Here is a 19,859-nt window from a genome sequence, read left to right on the forward strand (position 1 = left end):
CGGCGGGTGATCTCAGCGGGTGGCGAGCACGGCGAGGGTGCCGCCGAGGTGGGCCGCTCGGGAGGCGTGGCGCTGGATCTTGCCGCTGGACGTCTTGGGGATCGTGCCGGGGTGGACCAGGACGACGTCCCGCACGGGCACGCCGTGGGCCTCGCCGATCGCGCTGCGGATCAGGTCGGTGATCTTCTCCGCCTCGCCCGCGGCCTCCGGGGCCGCCTCGGCGACGAGGACGACCTGCTCACCCTCCACTCCCCCGTCTCCCCCGTCTCCCCCGTCGACGGAGAAGGCGGCGGTGCAGCCGGGGCGCAGGGCGGGGTGGGCCATCTCGGCGGACAGTTCGAGGTCCTGCGGGTAGTGGTTGCGGCCGTCGATGACGATGAGGTCCTTGAGGCGGCCGGTGACGAACAGTTCGCCCTCGCGCACGAATCCGAGGTCGCCGGTGCGCAGGAAGCGGCCCTCGCGGCCGGCGAGGGTGGCGCGGAAGGTCTCGCGGGTGGCGAGGGCATTGCGCCAGTAGCCCTTGGCGACGCTCGCGCCGGCCACCCAGATCTCGCCGACCTCGCCCTCGGGGAGTTCCTCGTGACGTTCGGGGTCGGCGATCACCAGGGTCACGCCCGGGCCGGGCCGGCCGCAGCCGACCGCCGCCGCGTCCGCCTCGCCCGCGTGCGGTCCGGTATCCGCGGCGGCGAGGAGACTGGGCGGGGTGTCCACCCGGCCGCCGGTGACCATCACGGTGGACTCGGCCAGGCCGTAGCAGGGGTAGAAGGCCTCGCGGCGGAAGCCGGCCGGGGCGAAGGTCTCGGTGAAGCGCCGCAGGGTGGCGGGCCGTACCGGTTCGGCGCCGTTGAAGGCGACCTTCCAGGACGTCAGGTCGAGTTCGTCGACGAGTTCCGGCGTGGCGTGCTTCAAGCACAGCTCGTAGGCGAAGTTGGGGCCGCCGCTGCTGTGCGGGCGGTACCGGCTGACGGCCTCCAGCCAGCGGTCGGGGCGCTGGAGGAAGTGCAGCGGGGAGAAGAGGGTGGCGGTGACGCCGAGGTAGAGCGTGTTCAGGACCGGGCCGATGAGGCCCATGTCGTGGTACATCGGCAGCCAGCTGACGATCAGTTCGCGGCCGTACTCCTCGATGGTGTCCGGGGTGTGGCCCATCCGTTCGGTGATGATCCGCTCGTTGTCGAGCAGGTTGCCGTGGGTGACGACCACGCCCTTGGGGGCGGAGGTGGAGCCGGAGGTGTACTGGAGGAAGGCGACCGAGTCGGCGGTGAGGTCGGGTTCGCGCCAGGAGGCGGCCGGCTCGTCGGGGATGTCCTCGGTGGCCACACAGGTGATGTCGGCCAGCTCGGGCAGCTGCTCGGCCATGCCGGTCAGGGCGGCGATCACCTCGCGGCCGCCCAGGATCACCTTGACGTCCGCGTCGGCTATCAGACGTCTCATCCGGGTCAGCGCACGGTGGTTCTGCGCCCGGCCCTGCGGGGGCACGCCCGGAACGGCGACGACCCCGGCGGACAGGCAGCCCAGGTAGCCGGTGATGAACTCCAGGCCGGGCGGGTAGAGCAGCATGGCCCTGGTCCCGGCCAGGCCGCGCTCCTGGAGCCAGCCGGCGACGGCCCGGGCGCGGTCGGCCAGACGCCCGTAGGAGATCTCCTGGATCTCCCCGCCGCAGTCGCCCGTGACGAGAAAGCGGTACGCGGTCCGGTCGGGCTGGTGCGAGGCGTGCGTGGTCAGCAGGTCGACCAGGGAACGAGCCATATGTACGTGTCTCACCTGTCTGGATAGGTGGCGAGGAACTGGAGTTCGAGGGCTCGGCAAGGGTGCGCACGCAAGCCGCGGGCGGACCGGCCCCCTTGCCCGTCCGTCCCTCTCGACCGCTCGCCCGAGGTGCCGCGACACCACTTGCTACCGGTGAGTAACACGCTAGCAAGTCCCACGGCCCCGGCGGGCCGCCACAGTGTAAACCCTGTGCATCAAACGGAATTTGAGAGCTCAACGACATGCCCGCTCATCACGGGATGGCTGCACGCAAAAGGCCCCGACACCGAGCATCTCGGTGTCCGGGCCTTGCGGGCCGGTTGCCGTCAGCCGCCGTCGAGTCGGGCGCGCAGAAGCCCCTTGCCCAGTTCGGCACCCTTGCGGCTGTCCGCCTGAGCCTTGCGGAACAGGTCGGCGACCTCGGTGTCCTTCTCGCGCTCCGCGTCCTGGATGTAGCTCTCCAGGCGCAGCGCGTTGCTCAGGCACGCTTCCACATACCAGATCAGGTTGTAGTCCTTGTCCGGCGTACCGGTCACGCCGCCGGTCTCCGTGCTGCTGGTCATTCGGGCCTCCTCCAGCGGTAGACGTTCCGGGACCGCCCGGGTACCCGCCCTCCGGCCGGGCACACCGCCCAGCAATTCCGACAGTTGCCACAGAAGCGAACAGAGTCCGAGCACTTTCGAAGCGATGTTTCCATCGACCGTGCGAGACCGGTCGATGACGGTGTGTACTGTGCTGCGGGTGCCTCACGTGAGGGCTTCGTGCTCTCCGCTGCCCGGTTTCTCCCCACCTCCCCCCGGATCTCTCCCGACTTTCCCTTGGAACCGATTCGATGATCGAATTACCGGACCTGGTGGCCGGCGGTCTCGCCGCCGGCACACTGTCCGCGCTCGTCCTCGGCGGCGGGTTGCTGCGATCGCGGCGCCAACAGGCCGCGCAACGCACGGAGATCACCGCACTGCGCGCCCAACACGACGGCGTGATACGGGTCTTCACGGCGGAGGTGGAGCATCTGGCGGCGCAGCGCGTACCCGCCGCCGCCCGCCGACTGGCCCATCCGCACGTGGTCGTCCCGGGCCCCCTGGATCCGCAGATCGCCGGGGCGCCGCTCGGTCTCGCGCTGGAGAACGTGCTGAGCGGGCTGCGGGCCGAGCTGGCCGCGCAGCGCACCCGGATCGACGCGGCCGCGCAGGCCGGGATGCGCGGGGCCACCCGCGAGATCCAGGCCGCGCTGTACCGGCTCCAGGACGCACTGCGCGGACTGCAACAGCGCTATGACGATCCGGAGTTGGCGCAGACGCTGTTCCAACTGGACCACGAGAACGAGCAGTCGCTGCGGCGCGCGCAGGTCGCCGCGGTGGTGTGCGGGGCCTGGGTCGGACTCGCCCGCGAGGAGTCGCATCTGGTGGAGGCGGTGACCGGTGGCCAGGCCCGGCTGGCGGGCTACCACCGGGTCCGGGTGCACAACCATCTGGAACCGGGTACCGCGCTGGTCTCGCACGCCGTCGAGCCGGTCGCGATCATCGTCGCGGAGCTCCTCGACAACGCGCTGCGGCACTCCGCGCCGGACACCGACGTCCTGGTCAACCTGGAGCACGTCCATCACGGCGTCTGCGTCACCCTCGACGACGCGGGCCTCGGCATGACCCAGGACGAACGGGCCCGTGCGCAGCGGCTGGTGGCCGGTTCCGAGCCGATCCTGCTCACCGACCTCGGCGATCCGCCGCGCATGGGGCTCGCCGCGATCGGCCGGCTCACCCGGCAGTTCGACCTGGGCGTGGACCTGTCCTCGCCGTCACCCTACGGCGGGGTGCGCGCGGTGCTGCGGGTCGACAGTCACCTCCTGAGCCGCCTCGACCCCGTCGAGCACCCGCCGGCGGCCAGCACGCCGCGCTCGACCCGCAGGTCCGCGCCGCAGGCACCGGCCGCCGTCTCCCACGGCCACGACGGTGGCGAGCAGAGCCACGGGTACGGGGCCGAGCCGAGCGACGACGCCGCCACCGCCGTATCGGGGCATCAGGCATCGCAGGCCGACGCGGGCGGCCTGCCGCGGCGGCGGCGCCGGACGCGGGGCGCGGCGCCGGACGCACCCGCGCCGGAGCGGGCGGCGCGCCGCCCGGAGGAGGCCGCGGCCGCGCTCGGCGCGCTGCAGTCCGGCACCGCCGCGGCCCGCGGGCACACCGAGGGCGCGCGGATCGCCGTACGGGAGGAGACCGCCGTACCGGAAGCGACTGCGCACGACATCGAACCGGCCGACTACGAACAGACCGACTACGAAGGGGGAGCGGCTCGATGACCAGCCGCGATGCGGGCGACACGGCGTGGGTGCTCGAACCGATCCTGCAGGTTCCGCATGTCGTCGCCGCCGTCCTGCTGACCAGGGACGGACTGGTGACGGGTTACACGGAGGCGCTGTCGCAGGCCTCGGCCGAGCGGGTCGCCGCGATCACGAGCACCGTGCAGGGCGCGTGCCGTGCCGCGGCCGCCGCGTTCGCCGACGCCGACCGGGCCGAGGTGCGGCAGGTCGTCGTCGAGTCGGACCACGGCTACGTCCTGATCGTGCCGACGGACCACGGCACCTGTGTGGCCGCCTACGGGGACAGCGAGGTGCGCCTCGACCTGCTCGCGCACCGGGTCCACTCGCAGGTGGCGCGGCTGGGCGAGAAGGCGATGGCCGCGGCGACCCGAGGGGCCGACGGCGGCACACCGGCATGACCGGCCGCCGGGCCGGCCGTCCCCTGGTTCCCGCGTATCTGTCGACGGGCGGTGTGGCCCGGACCGGCCGGCCGCCATTGGAGCGGCTGTCGGTGCTCACCCGCAGCGGTGTGCCGGTGGCGACAGGGCTGTCCGCCGATCTGCCCGCCGCCGCGCTCGCCCTGCTCGACGCCCTTGAGGACGGGTCGCTCACGGTCGTGGAGGCGGCGGCCCTGCTGCGGCTGCCGGTCTCGGCGGTCCGGGTCCTGGCCGCCGACCTGATCGACCAGGACCTGGTACTGGCCCGCCCGCCGATCCCGCCCGCCGAACGCTTCGACCCCGAACTGCTGAAGAGAGTGGCTGATGGCCTCCGCACCCTCAAGCACGACTAGCGGGATCCACCTGCCCGACACGGCTCGTGACCTGGTGAAGATCCTGGTCGCGGGCCCCTTCGGGGTGGGCAAGACGACACTCATCGCCTCGGTGTCCGAGATCCGTCCGCTGCACACCGAGGAGCCGCTGAGCGAGGCGTCCGCGCGGGTGGACGATCTCGCCGGGGTGCGGGACAAGTCGACGACGACCGTCGCCGTCGACTTCGGGCGGATCAGCCTGCCGGGCGGGATCGTGCTGTACCTGTTCGGCACGCCCGGCCAGGAGCGGTTCCGGTCGCTGTGGGACGACATCGCGTACGGGGCACTCGGCGCCCTCGTGCTGGTCGACAGCCGCCGGATCGACGCGTCGTTCGACGTGCTCGGGCTGGTGGAGGAGACCGGGCTGCCGCACGCGGTGGCCTTCAACGCCTTCCCCGACGCGCCGGGCCACTACACCGAGGCGCAGGTGCGCGCAGCCCTGGACCTGGAGCCGGGCACGCCGATCGTGACGTGCGACGCCAGGGACGGCAACTCCTCGATCGACGCGCTGCTCACGCTGGTCCACCATCTGATCGACCGCCACCCCCCGGAGCACCGGTGACCACCTATCCCCCGCCCCAGCAGTCCTTCTCCCGCTCGACGCCCGTGCGGCTGTGGGAGGACGGCTTCGCGCTGGACCCGTACCGCTACTACGCCGCCCTGCGCGCCCAAGGCCCGGTCGGCTGGGCGGAGTTGGCGCCGGGCGTGCCGGCGTACGTCGTCACGGACCGGCGGGCCGCGCTGGATCTGCTCAACGACACGGACGCGTTCTCGCACGACCCGCGACCCTGGGAGTCGACTGTCGCGGACGACTCGCCGGTGCTCGGCATGATGCGCTGGCGGCCCAACTCGCTGTTCGCGGACGGCGCCGCCCACCTGCGCTACCGCGGTGCGCTGATCGACACCTTCGAGCAGATCGAGCCGCACGACCTGCGGGCGCGGGTGCACCGAGCGGTACGTCTGCTGGTGAGCCGGATCGGGCCGCGCGGCGAGGCCGATCTGGTGGGCGAGTTCGCCCGGCCGCTGATGGCGCTGGTGTTCAACAGCCTCTTCGGGCTGCCGGACAGTCGCAGCGACCGGCTCGACTCCGCGCTCGGCAAGATGATGGAGGGCGGCGCCGAAGCGGCTCAGGGCGAGGTGGAGTTCAGCAGGTACGTCCTCGGGCTGATCGCCGCCAAGACGGAGCGGCGCGGCGACGACCTGCCGAGCCGGCTCCTGGACCATCCGGCCGGGCTGACCCCGGAGGAGGTCGCCTGGCAGGTGTTCCTGACGCTCGGCGCCGGGCACGAGCCGACCGCGAACCTGGTGTCCAACGCGCTGTCGCGGATCCTCGGCAACCCGCTCTACTACTCCACCCTCACCAGCGGTGCCCGGACGGTGCTGGACGCCGTGGTCGAGGTGCTCCACCACGAGACGCCGCTGGCGAACTACGGCATCCACTACGCCCGCCGTCCCGTGCCCCTCCACGGGGTGTGGATCAGGGCTGCCGTCCCGGTCGTGATCTCCTACGGGGCGCTCGCCCACAGCGCCGAGCAGGAGGTCACCAGCGGCCGCCACCCCAAGGACGCCTCGCACCTGTCGTGGTCGGCCGGCCCGCATGCCTGCCCGGTCAAACAGCACACCCTGCTCATCGCGACGGAGGCGATCGAACAGCTCACCCAGTGGCTGCCCGACCTCGAACCCGTTGTGCCCCGCGAGCGCCTCAGCTGGCGGCCCGGCCCCTTCCACCGCTCGCTCACCTCACTGCCCGTCCGGTTCAGCCCCCGCGCATCCGACCAGCCAGGAGCCCCGTCGTGACCGTGACCGATCGCATCGACCGCTTTGTCATCGACCCGTTCGGATCCGACATCGCCGGCGAGAGCGCCCGGCTGCGCGCCCTCGGCCCGATCGTGCCCGTGGAGCTGCCGGGCGGCATCCCCGCCTGGGCGCCCACCGGCTACGACGTCCTCAGGGACCTCATCCTCGACCCGCGGGTCAGCAGAGATCCCCGCAAACACTGGCGGCTGTGGCCCGAGGTCGGCGAACACCCGTCCTGGGGCTGGGTCCTGGGCTGGGTGGGTGTGGTCAACATGCTCTCGACGTACGGCGCCGACCACGCCCGGCTGCGCAAGCTGGTCGCGCCGAGCTTCACGCACCGGCGCACCGAGGCGATGCGGCCGCGGGTGGAGGCGATCACCACGGAGCTGCTGGACGCGCTGGAGGCCGCCGACACCGACGTCGTCGACATCAAGGCGGGGCTCGCTCAGCCCCTGCCGATGCAGATCATCTGCGAACTGTTCGGCGTGCCCGAGGAGTTGCGGGCGGACACCGGGCGGCTGATCGCGGCCATCATGGACACCTCCGACCCGAGCCCGGAGCACGCCGCGTTCGTGCAGCAGCAGATCGGCACGGTGCTGCCCGCGCTCATCGCGCACCGCAGCGAGCACCCCGGCGACGACCTGACGACGGAACTGATCCGGGTCCGGGACGAGGACGGCGACCGGCTCAGCGACGAGGAACTGCTGTACACGCTGCTGCTGGTGATCGGCGCCGGATTCGAGACGACGGTCAACCTCATCGGCAACGCCGTCGTCGCCCTGCTCCGGCGTCCCGAGCAGCTGGCGGCCGTACGGTCCGGGGAGATCGGCTGGGACGCGGTGGTCGACGAAACGCTGCGGGTCCACCCCTCCATCGCCTCGCTGCCGCTGCGGTTCGCCGTCACCGACCTCACCGTCGGCGACGTCACCGTTCCGGCCGGGGACGCGATCATCACGACATACGCCGCCGCGGGGCTGGATCCCGCGCACTACGGGCCGGACGCGGACGCCTTCGACGCGGCGCGCCGGGCCGACGACCACCTGGCGTTCGGGATCGGCGTGCACCGGTGCATCGGCGCGCCGCTGGCCCGTACGGAGGCTCTGACCGCACTGCCGGCGCTGTTCGAGCGGTTCCCGGACCTGCGGCAGGCCGTGGACGCGGACGAGCTGCGGCAGGTGCCGTCGTTCATCGCGTTCGGCTGGCAGGAGATTCCGGTACGGCTGCACGGCTGACCGGAGAGTCAGTACCGCTGCAGCGACGTGAGGCGCGGGAGCGCGACCGGTCCCCCGTTCCGGTCGGGCCCCCGCGGTGCCTAGAACTTACGTGTGAAACAGAACAGATGTGAATCGCGTCGATGCCCGCTGTGCCGTGCACAGGGCTCACCCGTGCACAGGTGAGTCCGGATGGCCCGGTTTCGCCCGGTCGAGGACGGGCGGTTCGAGGTCGTCCAGGACCAGGTGGGCCAGGACGACCTCGTAGAGATCGCTGCCGGCGGCCAGCAGCCGGCGTTCGAGGACGGGTTCCGCGCTGCGGACGTGCTCGCGCACGGTCTGCGCGTGCATGCCGAGTGTCTGGGCGGCCCGTTCGGAGTTCCCGCCCGCCGCGATCCAGGTGCGCAGCGTCCGGCGCAGGTCCCGGGCATCGGCGTCCAGTCGGCCGAGGAGGTCGTGCGCCCACGTGTGGACCGCGGTCCCGGCGAGAAGGTCGGCGAGCCGGGTGGGGGCGGTTTGCTCCGCGCCCCGCGCGGCCGGGATCTCGGCCAGGCCGACCTGGGTGTTCAGGGCGAGGTGGGCGGCGGCGCGGACGGTCAGGTCGGAGAAGTCGGTGCCCAGCATGCCTTCGACGCGTTCCATCCGGGCGCGGACGGTGTTGCGGCTGACGCCGAGGACCTTCGCCGCGTTGACGGCGGTGAACTCCAGCCCGAGCCGCGTGGTGGCGAGGAGTTCGGCGCGGGTGTGGTGCGGCAGGGTGTCGAGCGGGCGCAGCACCTGGGCGGTCCAGTCGCGCAGGGCGACGGGGTCCATCAGACGTTCGGGGTGGGTGCGTTCGGCGTAGACGGCCGCCTTGTCGGGCCGGAAGTGCGCGACGGCGAGGGCGCTGACGGCCTGCCCGTAGGCGGTGGCGGTGCGGGCCAGGCTCTGCCGGACGCTGCCGCCGAGAAAGACGCCGGGGTTGCGCTCGATGAGCGATCGCAGGGCCTCACCGACCGCTTCCCCGGAGGTCACGACGATCACGTGCCCGTCCATGGCGGGGCAGCGCACGACGAGGGCCTGCTCCTGGGTTGCCGCGAGGCACTCCTCCGCGATGCGGTCACGCTCCTCGGCGTCGCCTTCGAGGACGTAGACGCAGGCCGTGTCCGTGTCGAGCAGCCCCGGCCACAGGCCCGCGGCGACACGGCGGGCGGACACGGTGTCCTCCACCATCAGCAGTTGCAGGATCGCCAGCCGCAGATCGGAGGTCGCCCGCTCCAGCCGGCGTCCGGCGACGGTCGACTCACGTGCCCGCAGCAGGAGCTCGACGACCTGCGCGGTGTGGGTCACGATGTCGGACGCCCGCCGGTCGAACGGCGACGTGCGCGCCACCGCGAGGACGCCGGCCGACGACGGGACCGACCGCTCCACCCTGACCAGCCGCAGATGCCGGCCCTCCCCCTCCCACGCGGCGGAGGCGATACGCCCGGCGACGATGTCCGCGACCAGGCCTGCGTCACGATCCGCGTCCAGGCGCACCGGGGTGCCGCCGAGGAGCGCGCCGGCGCCGTCCTGGAGGGAGGCCTCGCCGCGCACGGCGTCGGCGAGCCACGCGACGACCCGGCGTACGTCGCGCCCGGTCGGCCGCAGATGGTCGAGCAACTCCTGCGCCCATGCCGCGTCCGTGCCCGTCACCTCCGGGTGACGGAATCCGTCCTCTCGGCCAGCCACGTCGGCCCTCTCCTCGCCCATCGCATCACCCGGCATTTCGGTCAGGGACGTTACCTCACCCCTGCCGGACGCCCGCCTGTGCGAGCGCTCGTCCCGTCGCCCACGCGAACGTGCCGGTGGTCGTCGGGAGAGTGGCCGCTCGCCGTGGGCGGGCTCAGGTGAACAGCGAGCCCGTTCCCTGCGGGTCGAAGCCGGCGAGGGCCTCGTCGACGCGGGCGAGGGTGTCGGCGTGCAGGTCGACGCGGGCGGCGGAGAGGTTCTCGGCGATGTGGGCCGGGGTGCGGCTGCCGGGGATCGGCACCACGTGGTCGTCCTGGTGCAGCAGCCAGGCCAGCGCCAACTGGCCCGGCGTCAGCCCCAGGTCGGCCGCGATGCCGCGCAACGGGGCGTAACGGTCGTTGTTGGTCCTGAGGTTGGCCTCGTCGAAGCGCGGGATGTTGCGGCGGAAGTCATCCTCGGCGAGGTTCTGCACGGTGCCGGCCAGGAAGCCGCCGCCCAGCGGGCTCCAGGCCACGATCCCCACGCCCAGTTCCCGGGCGGCGGCATGCAGTTCGGGCTCGACGGGCTGCCACATCGACCACTGGGTCTGCACCGCGGCGACCGGGTGGACCGCGTGGGCCCGGCGCAGCTGGTCGGCCGTGACGTTGGACAGGCACAGGTGGCGCACCAGGCCGTCCTTCACGAGGTCCGCGACGGCGCCGACGGTGTCCTCCAGCGGGACCTGCGGGTCGGGGAAGTGCGGGTAGTACAGACCGATCACGTCGGTGCCCAGGTTGCGCAGCGACTGCTCGGCGTACCCGCGTACGTAGCGCGGCTCGGCGTTCACGGCGAGCTCGCCGAAGGCGTACGACACCGGGAAGCGGTGGCCCTCGGCGCCCTCGGGGACGCGGAAGCCGAACTTGGTGGCGACGGTCACGCCGTCACGCCGGCCCTTGAGGGCCTCGCCGACGACGCGTTCGTTGTGGCCGTCGGCGCCGTAGCCGTCGGAGGTGTCGATCAGGGTGGCGCCCTCGTCGAGTGCGGCGCGCAGTGCGGCGACGGCTCGCTCGTCGTCGATCTCGCCGTACATGCCGGGTGACAGCACCATTGCGCCGAAGCCGATCGCGGAGGTCTCGAGGTCGCCGAGGAAACGGCGGGGCAGGGTGGTCATCGGGCTGCTCCTGGTGTCCGGTCTCTTACGGTCTCGGTCACTTGCGGTCTCTTGCGGTCTCTTGCGGTCTCTTATGGCCCCAGCCTGTCCCCGGTTCCCTGCCGTCGTCCAAGACCTAGCGCTATAACCGTTGGTTATGGACGTTCATGTGCGAGACCTCCGCTACTTCACGGTGCTCGCGGAGCATCTGCATTTCACCGTGGCGGCCCAGAAGCTCTTCATCTCACAGCCCGCGTTGTCGAAGCAGATCCGGGCGCTGGAGCGGCAGTTGGGTTTTCCGCTGCTGGAACGCAGGCCCCGCGAGGTCGTCCTGACGCCCCAGGGACAGGCTCTGCTGCCGAAGGCCCGGCAGTTGGTGGCGGCCTGGGACGAGGCCTGGAGGGAGGCGCGGGCCGCCGGTCCGACGTTCTCGCTCACCGTCGGCATGCAGACGGCCGTCGGCCGTGACCTGCAGCGCGAGGCGCTGGCCCGGTTCCGGGACCAGGGCTGGCGGATCTCCCTGCGGCTGGTCAGCTGGGAGGATCCGACCGCGGGGCTCGGCGACGGAGGGTCTGATGTCGCGTTCCTGTGGCTGCCGCTTCCCGCGCCCGGCCTCGTCTCGCGCACGCTGGTCCGCGAAGACCGCTGGGTCGCCCTGCCGGCCGGCCATCGGCTCGCCGCCCGGCCGGCGGTGGACTTCGCCGACCTCGCCGACGAACCCTTCCTGGCACTGCCCCGCTCGGCCGGACCGGTGCGGGACTTCTGGCTGGCCACCGACGCGCGCGAGGGCCGGGAGCCCCGGATCGGCACCGAGGTGACGTCTCCCGCCGACGCCTTCGAGGCCGTCGCCTCCGGACTGGGCGTGGCCCTGCTGGCGGAGGGCAACGCCCGGCTCTACCCGCGCCCCGACGTGATCTGTCGCCCCCTGCGGGGCCTGGCACCGGCGGAGCTGGCCCTGGTGTGGCGCGCCGACGACGCCCGGCCCGAGGTGGCGGAGTTCGTGGCCGCGTTCACGCCGCTGCCGTGACCGGCGTACCATGCCACCCCCGCCATTCCCCTGACCGGCACACCATGCCGCACGCGGGCCTGCGCGGACGTCATGGCCACGCTCACGCCGCTGCCACAACCGGCGCCCCGTATGCCACCCACGCCACTCCCCCGGCCCGCACACCGTGCCGCACCCGGGCCTGCGCGGCCCGCACCCCCGCACGGCATAAGCTCGACAGATGGCCAAGTACTTCGACGTGCACCCCGACAACCCGCAGCCGCGCACCATCTCCCAGGTCGCCGACAGCGTCCGCTCCGGCGCGCTCATCGCGTATCCGACGGACTCCTGCTACGCACTTGGCTGCCGCCTGGGCAGCCGCGACGGCATCGACCGGATCCGGACGATCCGCCGGCTGGACGACCGGCACCACTTCACCCTCGTGTGCCAGGACTTCGCGCAGCTCGGCCAGTTCGTACGGATCGACAACGACGTCTTCCGCGCGATCAAGGCGTCGACGCCCGGCAGCTACACCTTCATCCTTCCCGCGACGAAGGAGGTGCCGCGCATGCTCCAGCATCCGAAGAAGAAGACGGTCGGCGTGCGCATCCCCGACCACGTCGTCACCCAGGCCCTGCTCACCGAGCTCGGCGAGCCGCTGCTGTCCAGCACGCTGCTGCTCCCCGACGAGGAGGAGCCGATGACGCAGGGCTGGGAGATCAAGGACCGGCTGGACCACGTCCTGGACGCGGTGGTCGACTCCGGGGACTGCGGCACCGAACCGACGACGGTCATCGACTTCTCCAGCGGCGAGGCGGAGATCGTACGGAAGGGCGCGGGCGACACGTCACGGTTCGAGTAACGGGTTCACCAAGGGGTGTTCACGGCGAGGTCAGAGGGCCAGGGGTGCGGAAGGTGCCCCTGATCGGGCGTGTCACGATGCCCATGATCCGTTCGGTCGTCCGGACGGTTCCGCCGGCCGACACTCCCACCGAGAGGCAGCCCCAGCCATGACCGCCGTACAGGGAACCGCAGTCGACATCACCACCGACGACGGCACCGCCGACGCCTATCTGGCACATCCCGGTGACGGCCGCCCCCATCCGGCCGTGCTGCTCTACATGGACGCCTTCGGGCTGCGGCCGCAGCTGACGTCCATGGCCGACCGGCTGGCCGAGGCCGGCTACACGGTGCTGGTGCCCAACGTCTTCTACCGTGACGGGCGGGCGCCCGTGGCGGAGCTGCCGGAGTTCATCGACGAGGGGACGCGGCCGAAGCTCTTCGAGCGGATCGGCCCGATCATGGCGGCGTTGACCCCGGAACTGGCGATGCGGGACGCGGACGCGTATCTGCGTCTGCTGGCCGACTCGCCCGCGGCCGCCGACGGCCCGATCGCCGTCACCGGTTACTGCATGGGTGCCCGGCTGGCTCTCCTCACCGCCGGCACCTACCCGGACCGGGTCGCCGCCGCGGCCGGCTTCCACGGCGGGCGGCTGGCGACCGACGCCCCGGACAGCCCGCATCTGGTGGCCGGCACCATCACCGCCGAGCTGTACTTCGGGCACGCCGACCAGGACCCGTCGCTGCCGGTCGAGCAGATGGAACGCCTGGAGGAAGCGCTCACCGCGGCCGGCGTCCGCCACACCTGCGAGGTCTACTCCGGCGCGCACCACGGTTTCACGCAGGCCGACACCGACGCGTACGACCGCGCGGCCGACGAGCGGCACTGGGCGGCCCTGCTCGACCTCCTGAAGCGCACCTTCTGACCGGCGGTGTCACGCGGGGTAGGTGTGCTTGGAGCGTGTCACACCCGGGCGCTCCCAAGAGCCTGTCTGGCCGGAACTCGCCCTTGCTTGACCGAAGTTCAACCCTGCCGAATGTGAGTTGACTCCTTACCCCGGGTTACCTTCAGGAACCGCTTGCTTTACGCAGCCATTACCCGTAACTCTTCCCCCTCAGGCCATGACTCGGGGGGAGTTGGCATATGGAAGGCACGGTTGACGGGTTCCGCTATGGGTTAGTGACCCCAGTGGTGGCCTATGTGATGGCATGTCTGGGAGGCGCGCTGGGGCTGCGCTGCACGGTCCGGTCCCTGCTCGACACGCAGTCGTGGAAGGCCGGCTGGCTGGCGCTCGGCGCGGCCTCGATCGGCTGCGGCATCTGGACGATGCACTTCATCGCCATGATCGGTTTCCAGGTCGAGGAGACCCGGATCCGCTACGACGTGAGCCTGACGGTGCTCAGTCTGGCCGTGGCGATCGTGGTGGTCGGCATCGGCGTGTTCATCGTGGGCTATCGCGGTGCGAGCCCGGTCGCGCTGTCCGCCGCGGGCGTCGTCACCGGACTCGGTGTCGCCGCCATGCACTACCTGGGCATGGCCGCGATGCACCTGAACGGAGACGTGCGCTACGACCCGCTCGTCGTCGCGCTCTCGGTACTGATCGCGATCGTCGCCGCCACCGCGGCCCTGTGGGCGGCCGTCACCATCCGCGGCTTCCTGACGAGCCTCGGGGCCAGCCTGATCATGGGCGTGGCCGTGTCCGGGATGCACTACACGGGAATGGCCGCCGTGAGTGTCCACCTGCACGGCACAGGCAGCGGCACCTGGGCCGGCGACTCACCCCACTCGCTGCTCTTACCCATGCTGCTGGGGCCCGTCGTCTTCCTCGTACTGGCGGGTGTGGTGGTGATGTTCGACCCGCTGCTGGTCCTGGGCGACGGCGACTGGAGCCGGTCCGCACGGCTCGGGCGAGCCACGCCGCCCCCGCCCGCCGAACCGCCGCGCTCCGCCTTCGAGAGCACGGCCCGCGCCGTACCGCGACCGCGACAGCCGTACGAGACTCCACCGCGCACCCGCCGCCGGTGAGCTGACCCAACTCCCGGCCGGCTCTAGATCGTTGTTACGGTGCACCGGTGTCTGATTCCTCACGTGATACCGCCGAAGGCGCCGGCTGGGGCTCCGCGGAACGCGGTGCGTACCAGCAACTCATGCCGCAGAAGGTCGAGAAGATCTCCTGGCTCGACCCGCGGATGCTCTGGGCCGCCCGCAACGGCGTCGTGGCCTCCTGGTTCGGGGACCCCACGGCCCGTACCCGCAACCGGTGGGTCGAGCAGCGGGCGGCGGCCGGCGCACCGGCCGACAAGGTGATCCGGCGCGACGACCCGGACCGGTTCTCCTTCATGGTCATCGGCGACACGGGCGAGGGCGACGATCCCCAGTACGCCGTCGTGCCCGGGTTCCTGAAGGCCGGTCAGGACACGCGGTTCGCGGTGGTCGCCAGTGACGTGATCTACCCGGTGGGCAGCGCGGACGACTACGGCACGAAGTTCTTCCGCCCGTACCAGGACTACCGGGCGCCCATATACGCGATACCCGGCAACCACGACTGGTACGAGGACCTCGGCGCCTTCATGCGGGTCTTCTGCGACGACGCCCCGCCCCTCGAACCGGAGCCCAAGCCCCGCCCCCTCACCCGCGCCTGGCTGCGGTCCCTGCTGTGGCACCGGCCTCGCGCGAACGACGGCCAACGCCTCGACGAGGTACGGGCGTTGCGTTCCGCGGCCGCCCAACAGGCCGTCCAGCCGGGCCCGTACTGGGCCGTCGACGCCGGACCGGTGCGGATCATAGGCATCGACACGGGCCTGCTGGGCACCCTCGACGCCGAACAGGGCGCCTGGCTGCGCGAGGTCTCCCAAGGGCCCCGCCCGAAGATCCTGATCACCGGGTCGCCGGTGTACGTGGACGGCGAGCACCACCCCTGCGCGATCGACGGCGGCGGCACGGTCGACGACATCGTCCGCGACCCCGACCACCACTACGTGGCGGCGATAGGCGGCGACATCCACAACTACCAGCGCTACCCGGTGCAGGTGGACGGCCGCACCATCCAGTACGTCGTCGCGGGCGGCGGCGGCGCGTTCATGCACGCCACCCACACCATCCCCCACATCTCGGTCGCGAACGTCACCGAGAAGGACTTCCGCTGCTATCCGCTGCGCGGCGACTCCCTCGCCTTCTACAGCAGGCTGTACGGCCGTCGGCTGCGCCTGCGCCGCTTCTTCACCCTCACCGAGGCCGAGGCGACCGCCGTGGTCGCCGAACGGCTCGGCATCACACCGACCCGTACGCCCGGCGAGCCCACGCGGATCACCCGGCGCACCCGTCTGGTGGCCAGCCTGCTGGGCGCGGGCGGCCGCCCCGACCGGACCTCGCGGTTCCGGCTCCCGGTCCGCAAGATCTACACGCAGCTGTTCTCGCCCAGCTCGGCCACGTACAGCCCGCCGTTCTTCAAGTGCTTCCTGCGCCTGGACGTCACGCCGGAGACGATCCGGCTGCGCTGCTACGCGGCCACCGGCAACCGCGCCCAGGAGATCGATCCACCGGTCGAGGACGAGATCACCATCCCGCTGACCTGATCGCAGCCGTACGTCCACCGCCTGTGACAATCCAGACCCGACCGCTGTACGACACGACCGCTGGAGGAGCCCGTGCCGCCGACCTCTCGACCGCTGCGCAAGCTGGGCTTCCTGACCATCGGGCTGTTCGACGAGGCGGATCCGCGCCGGGGCCACGAGTCCACGCTGGAGATCATCGAGCTGGGCGAGCGGCTGGGCTTCGACAGCGCGTGGCTGCGCCACCGCCATCTGCAGTACGGCATCTCGTCGCCGGTGGCGGTCCTGGCGGCGGCCTCGCAGCGCACCCGCCGGATCGAGCTCGGCACCGCCGTCATCCCGCTGGGCTGGGAGAACCCGCTGCGGCTGGCCGAGGACCTGGCGACGGTCGACCTGCTGTCCGGCGGTCGCCTCAACCCCGGGGTGAGCGTGGGCCCGCCCATGCACTACGACCAGGTCAAGGGCGCCCTGTACCCGGACACGGCGGAGGCCGAGGACTTCAGCTACGAGCGGGTGCGGCGGCTGCTGGACTTCGTGCGCGGGGAGCCGGCCACCGACTTCAGCGGGGTCGAGGGGTTCGAGGTGTTCAGTGACCGGGTGCAGCCGCACTCCCCCGGGCTGGGCCGCCGCCTCTGGTACGGCGGCGGCAGCCTGGGCTCGGCGAGGTGGGCCGGCGAGCACGGCATGAACTTCCTGGTCAGCAGCGTCGTCAAGGCCGAAGGGGCCGAAAGGGCCGAAGGCGCACCGGACTTCGCCGAGATCCAGCTGTCCCACATCCGCGCCTTCCGCGCCGCCCACCCCGACGGCGAGGCCGCCCGCGTCTCCCAGGGCCTCGTCGTCATCCCCACCGACTCCGCCTCGCCCGAGCAGCGCGCCAAGTACGAGGAGTACGCGGCGAAGCGCACCCCTCGTACGGCGACGCCGCAGGGCCCGGCCCGTCTGATGTTCGCCCCGGACATCGTCGGCACGTCGGCCGAGATCGCCGAACGGCTGCACGCGCATGCCGCGTTCCGCGAGGTCGACGAGGTCGCGTTCGCGCTGCCGTTCACCTTCGAGCACGAGGACTACGTGCAGATCCTCACCGACATGGCGACGAAGCTGGGCCCGGCGCTGGGGTGGCGACCCGGCGTCTGAGCGGGGTCACCAGCGCCCGGGCTCGGTGCCGGTGATCGGCTCCGACGGCTTGCCGTCCACCCCTACCGGGACGTCTCCGGTGAGCATCACCCGGTGCATGGTCCGGGGGAAGCCGAGGTGGGCGTTGTCGCCGGGCGCGAGGTGGATGGTGGCCCGGTTGTCCCAGAAGGCCACGCTGCCCGGCTCCCAGCGGAACCGGACCGTGTACTCGGGCCGGGTCGCCTGCTCCAGCAGCATCTCCAGGATCGCGGCGCTCTCGGCCCGGGAGAGGTCGGCGATCTGCTCGACGTAGTAGCCGTTGACGTACAGGATCCGCTCCCCGGTCTCCGGGTGGACGCGCACCAGGGGGTGCAGCGAGGCGACCTGATGGTCCAGCAGATGCCGCACGTACGCGTCCTCGCCCGGCCGCGGCTGGTAGCCCACCCCGAGCCGGTGCTCGGCGCGCAGCCCGTCGACGAACTCCCTTACCGGGCTTGAGAGTCCGGCGTAGGCGGCCGCCAGGTTGGACCAGGTGGTGTCGCCGCCGTACGGCGGGACGGTCTCCGCGCGCAGGATCGTCGCGGCCGGCGGGTCGACGCGGGCGCCGTGGTCGCAGTGCCAGCCGCGCAGCAGGGTGTGCCGTCGGCGCTGCAGCCATTCGTCGTGCTCCATGCCGAATCTGCCGCCCAGCTCCAGCCGGTCGGCGGTCGTCTCGATCTCCGGGAAGTCCGGCGGCGAGGCGCCGCCGCGCTTGCGCAGCACGACCGGTTCGCCGAAGCGGCGAGCGAACGCGATGTGCCCCGCGTGATCGAGTCGCTGCCCGCGGAAGAACACCACCTTCCAGCGCAGCACCGCCGCCCGGATCGCGGCGACCACTGCGTCGTCGAGGCCGCCGGCCAGGTCGACGCCGGTGATCTCCGCTCCGATGTGTCCGGCGACCGGTTTCACCTCGATCCCCTCGTCCGAGCGGTCCGCGGTGGCCCTGTCCGTCGTCATGCGTGCTCCGATGGTCCGTCCCTGCCGGCCCGGTTCGGCCGGTTCCAGGGAGATCGTGACAGCGTTCGGCGGGCCTGGCGACAGGGCCTCGTCCCCGCCTGTACGACAGCCACCACCGCGTCCGCCACGCCCGCGACGGAGCGCCCGGACGTGTCGATGTGCGCCGAGCCGTGGCCCTCGTCGCGCATCAGCTCCTGATAACGCCGGGTACGGGCCAGGAACTTGTCCACCAAGTACCGTTCCCGGTCCGTCCGCTCCGCGTAGCGAGCCGACTCGCGCAGCCGGTCGCCCAGGACCGCGTCGTCCACCGTGAGCCACACGGCCCGGGTGTGCGGGACGGTCAGCCGGGTCACGCGGGTGGGCCACAGTGCGGAGCCCTCCAGGACCAGGCCGGGGCCGTCGCCGGTAGCGCGGTCGGTGATCAGTTCCTCGATGCGCGGCCACAGGCGGGCATAGTGGTCGAGGACCGAGCCGATCAGCTCGTCGACGTCGAGAGTCGCGTAGTGCTCGGCGACGTGCGGGGGCATCTCCCACTCCGCCGTGTGCCAGGGCCGCCCCGGATGCCGGGCCAACTTGTCCGTCGAGCGGCAGTCGAACCCGAGCCGCTCCGCGACCACCCGGGCCACGCTCGACTTCCCGGCGTGGGACGTCCCCCCGATCAGCACCACCCGCACCTCCCGCATACGCGACACCTCCCTGAGCCCCGTCCGTCCGGTTGATCATTGCTGCCCCTGTCCCTGACTCTGGATGCACGACACAGTCAAGGGAAGGTCCCGCAGTGATCAGCATCCCGACCCACACCCTCAACGACGGTACGACGATCCCCGCCCTCGGCCTCGGCACCTGGCCGATGGACGACACACAGGCGGAACAGGCGGTACGCGGCGCGCTGGAGGCGGGATACCGCCTGGTCGACACGGCGACGAACTACCGCAACGAGACCGGCGTCGGCCGTGGCGTGGCCGGCAGCGGCGTGCCCCGGGAGGAGATCGTGGTGACGACCAAGCTCCCCGGCCGCCATCACGGCTACGAGGAGACCCTCGCCTCCTTCGAGGAGTCCCGCACCCGCCTCGGCCTCGACCAGGTGGACCTGTACCTGATCCACTGGCCGCTCCCCCGCGTCGACAAGTACGTCGACTCCTGGAAGGCCATGATCAGGCTGCGCGAGGAGGGGCTGGTCCGCTCGATCGGCGTCTCCAACTTCACGGCCGAGCACATCGAACGGCTGGAGAAGGAGACCGGCGTCCTGCCCGCCGTCAACCAGATCGAGCAGCACCCCTTCCTCCCGCAGGACGAGCTGCGCTCCTTCCACGCCGGAAAGAGCATCGTCACCGAGAGCTGGAGCCCGCTGGGCCGGGGCACGGCCCTGCTGGACGACCCCGCCGTCGTCGCGGTCGCCGAGGCCCACGGGGTGACGCCCGGGCAGGTCGTGCTGCGCTGGCACGTCCAGCTCGGCGCGATCCCCATCCCGAAGTCGGCGGACCCGGAACGGCAGCGCCACAACCTCGACGTCTTCGGCTTCGAACTGGACGCCGCCCAGATGGCGGCGATCGCCGACCGCGCCCCTCGGCGGATCGGCGGGGATCCTGAGACGCACGAGGAGTTCTGACTCGTCGGCGGGGTACTCGGGGGCCCGCGGGACAGGGCGGCCCGGTGGTGCGGCACGCCCGGGAAGG

Annotated in this window: 19 protein-coding genes; 13 read left to right on the top strand and 6 right to left on the bottom strand. The window is 71.9% G+C overall.

Annotated elements, in window-relative coordinates; translation table 11 throughout:
- Positions 1-12: 12 nt before the first annotated feature.
- Positions 13-1,746 carry a fatty acyl-AMP ligase gene (locus AC5P09_RS14900; protein WP_493874347.1) on the bottom strand — a complete coding sequence of 578 codons (1,734 nt, stop codon included), beginning with the start codon at positions 1,744-1,746 and terminating at the stop codon, positions 13-15.
- Positions 1,747-2,072: 326 nt separating this feature from the next.
- Positions 2,073-2,309 carry a hypothetical protein gene (locus tag AC5P09_RS14905; RefSeq protein ID WP_388353403.1) on the bottom strand — a complete coding sequence of 79 codons (237 nt, stop codon included), beginning with the start codon at positions 2,307-2,309 and terminating at the stop codon, positions 2,073-2,075.
- Positions 2,310-2,578: 269 nt separating this feature from the next.
- Here AC5P09_RS14905 and AC5P09_RS14910 point away from each other — a divergent pair, with 269 nt between their 5' ends.
- Genes AC5P09_RS14910 through AC5P09_RS14935 form a run of 6 tightly spaced genes read left to right on the top strand, consistent with a single transcriptional unit; the run spans position 2,579 to position 7,879 of the window.
- Positions 2,579-4,042 (top strand): ATP-binding protein, encoded by a 1,464-nt coding sequence (locus tag AC5P09_RS14910; protein WP_493874348.1) that lies wholly within the window; start codon positions 2,579-2,581, stop codon positions 4,040-4,042.
- Complete coding sequence (locus tag AC5P09_RS14915; RefSeq protein WP_493874349.1) at positions 4,039-4,461, top strand: roadblock/LC7 domain-containing protein; 423 nt, start codon at positions 4,039-4,041, stop codon at positions 4,459-4,461. The genes AC5P09_RS14910 and AC5P09_RS14915 overlap by 4 nt, the downstream gene beginning before the upstream one ends.
- Positions 4,458-4,832 carry a DUF742 domain-containing protein gene (locus AC5P09_RS14920; RefSeq protein ID WP_493874350.1) on the top strand — a complete coding sequence of 125 codons (375 nt, stop codon included), beginning with the start codon at positions 4,458-4,460 and terminating at the stop codon, positions 4,830-4,832. The genes AC5P09_RS14915 and AC5P09_RS14920 overlap by 4 nt, the downstream gene beginning before the upstream one ends.
- Entirely contained in the window at positions 4,804-5,412 is a 609-nt protein-coding gene (locus AC5P09_RS14925; RefSeq protein WP_493874351.1) for a GTP-binding protein, read from the top strand. The genes AC5P09_RS14920 and AC5P09_RS14925 overlap by 29 nt, the downstream gene beginning before the upstream one ends.
- Positions 5,409-6,647: a cytochrome P450 family protein gene (locus AC5P09_RS14930; RefSeq protein ID WP_493874352.1), complete on the top strand. Its 1,239-nt coding sequence runs from the start codon at positions 5,409-5,411 to the stop codon at positions 6,645-6,647. Before AC5P09_RS14925 ends, AC5P09_RS14930 begins: the two co-directional genes overlap by 4 nt.
- Entirely contained in the window at positions 6,644-7,879 is a 1,236-nt protein-coding gene (locus AC5P09_RS14935; protein WP_493874353.1) for a cytochrome P450 family protein, read from the top strand. Before AC5P09_RS14930 ends, AC5P09_RS14935 begins: the two co-directional genes overlap by 4 nt.
- 147 nt (positions 7,880-8,026) lie before the next feature.
- Here the strand turns inward: AC5P09_RS14935 and AC5P09_RS14940 are convergent, their stop codons facing one another.
- Together AC5P09_RS14940 and AC5P09_RS14945 are read right to left on the bottom strand one after the other, a co-directional pair.
- Positions 8,027-9,568 (bottom strand): helix-turn-helix domain-containing protein, encoded by a 1,542-nt coding sequence (locus AC5P09_RS14940; protein WP_493874354.1) that lies wholly within the window; start codon positions 9,566-9,568, stop codon positions 8,027-8,029.
- Between the two features lie 154 nt (positions 9,569-9,722).
- Positions 9,723-10,718: an aldo/keto reductase gene (locus AC5P09_RS14945; RefSeq protein ID WP_493874355.1), complete on the bottom strand. Its 996-nt coding sequence runs from the start codon at positions 10,716-10,718 to the stop codon at positions 9,723-9,725.
- A 136-nt stretch (positions 10,719-10,854) separates the two neighbouring features.
- Between AC5P09_RS14945 and AC5P09_RS14950 the strand changes: the two genes are divergently transcribed.
- From AC5P09_RS14950 to AC5P09_RS14975, 6 genes are all read left to right on the top strand, one after another.
- Entirely contained in the window at positions 10,855-11,724 is an 870-nt protein-coding gene (locus AC5P09_RS14950; protein ID WP_493874356.1) for a LysR family transcriptional regulator, read from the top strand.
- A gap of 199 nt (positions 11,725-11,923) precedes the next feature.
- Entirely contained in the window at positions 11,924-12,544 is a 621-nt protein-coding gene (locus AC5P09_RS14955; RefSeq protein ID WP_266446120.1) for an L-threonylcarbamoyladenylate synthase, read from the top strand.
- Positions 12,545-12,692: 148 nt separating this feature from the next.
- Entirely contained in the window at positions 12,693-13,448 is a 756-nt protein-coding gene (locus AC5P09_RS14960; RefSeq protein ID WP_493874357.1) for a dienelactone hydrolase family protein, read from the top strand.
- Positions 13,449-13,666: 218 nt separating this feature from the next.
- Positions 13,667-14,548, top strand: a complete 882-nt coding sequence (locus AC5P09_RS14965) for an MHYT domain-containing protein (protein ID WP_493874358.1) — start codon at positions 13,667-13,669, stop codon at positions 14,546-14,548.
- Between the two features lie 47 nt (positions 14,549-14,595).
- Positions 14,596-16,098 (top strand): metallophosphoesterase family protein, encoded by a 1,503-nt coding sequence (locus AC5P09_RS14970; protein ID WP_493874359.1) that lies wholly within the window; start codon positions 14,596-14,598, stop codon positions 16,096-16,098.
- A 72-nt stretch (positions 16,099-16,170) separates the two neighbouring features.
- Positions 16,171-17,208 (top strand): LLM class flavin-dependent oxidoreductase, encoded by a 1,038-nt coding sequence (locus tag AC5P09_RS14975; RefSeq protein ID WP_493874360.1) that lies wholly within the window; start codon positions 16,171-16,173, stop codon positions 17,206-17,208.
- A 6-nt stretch (positions 17,209-17,214) separates the two neighbouring features.
- On the opposite strand, the gene AC5P09_RS14980 is transcribed toward AC5P09_RS14975, so the two are convergent.
- Both AC5P09_RS14980 and AC5P09_RS14985 read right to left on the bottom strand, forming a co-directional pair.
- Positions 17,215-18,183: a TauD/TfdA dioxygenase family protein gene (locus tag AC5P09_RS14980; protein ID WP_493874361.1), complete on the bottom strand. Its 969-nt coding sequence runs from the start codon at positions 18,181-18,183 to the stop codon at positions 17,215-17,217.
- Positions 18,180-18,866, bottom strand: coding sequence for a hypothetical protein (locus AC5P09_RS14985; protein ID WP_493874362.1), 687 nt, complete (start codon positions 18,864-18,866; stop codon positions 18,180-18,182). Before AC5P09_RS14985 ends, AC5P09_RS14980 begins: the two co-directional genes overlap by 4 nt.
- A gap of 95 nt (positions 18,867-18,961) precedes the next feature.
- Between AC5P09_RS14985 and AC5P09_RS14990 the strand changes: the two genes are divergently transcribed.
- A complete protein-coding gene (locus AC5P09_RS14990; protein ID WP_493874363.1) occupies positions 18,962-19,792 on the top strand; it encodes an aldo/keto reductase in 831 nt (276 codons plus the stop codon).
- Positions 19,793-19,859 lie beyond the last annotated feature (67 nt).

Source organism: Streptomyces sp. a15 (assembly GCF_059026085.1).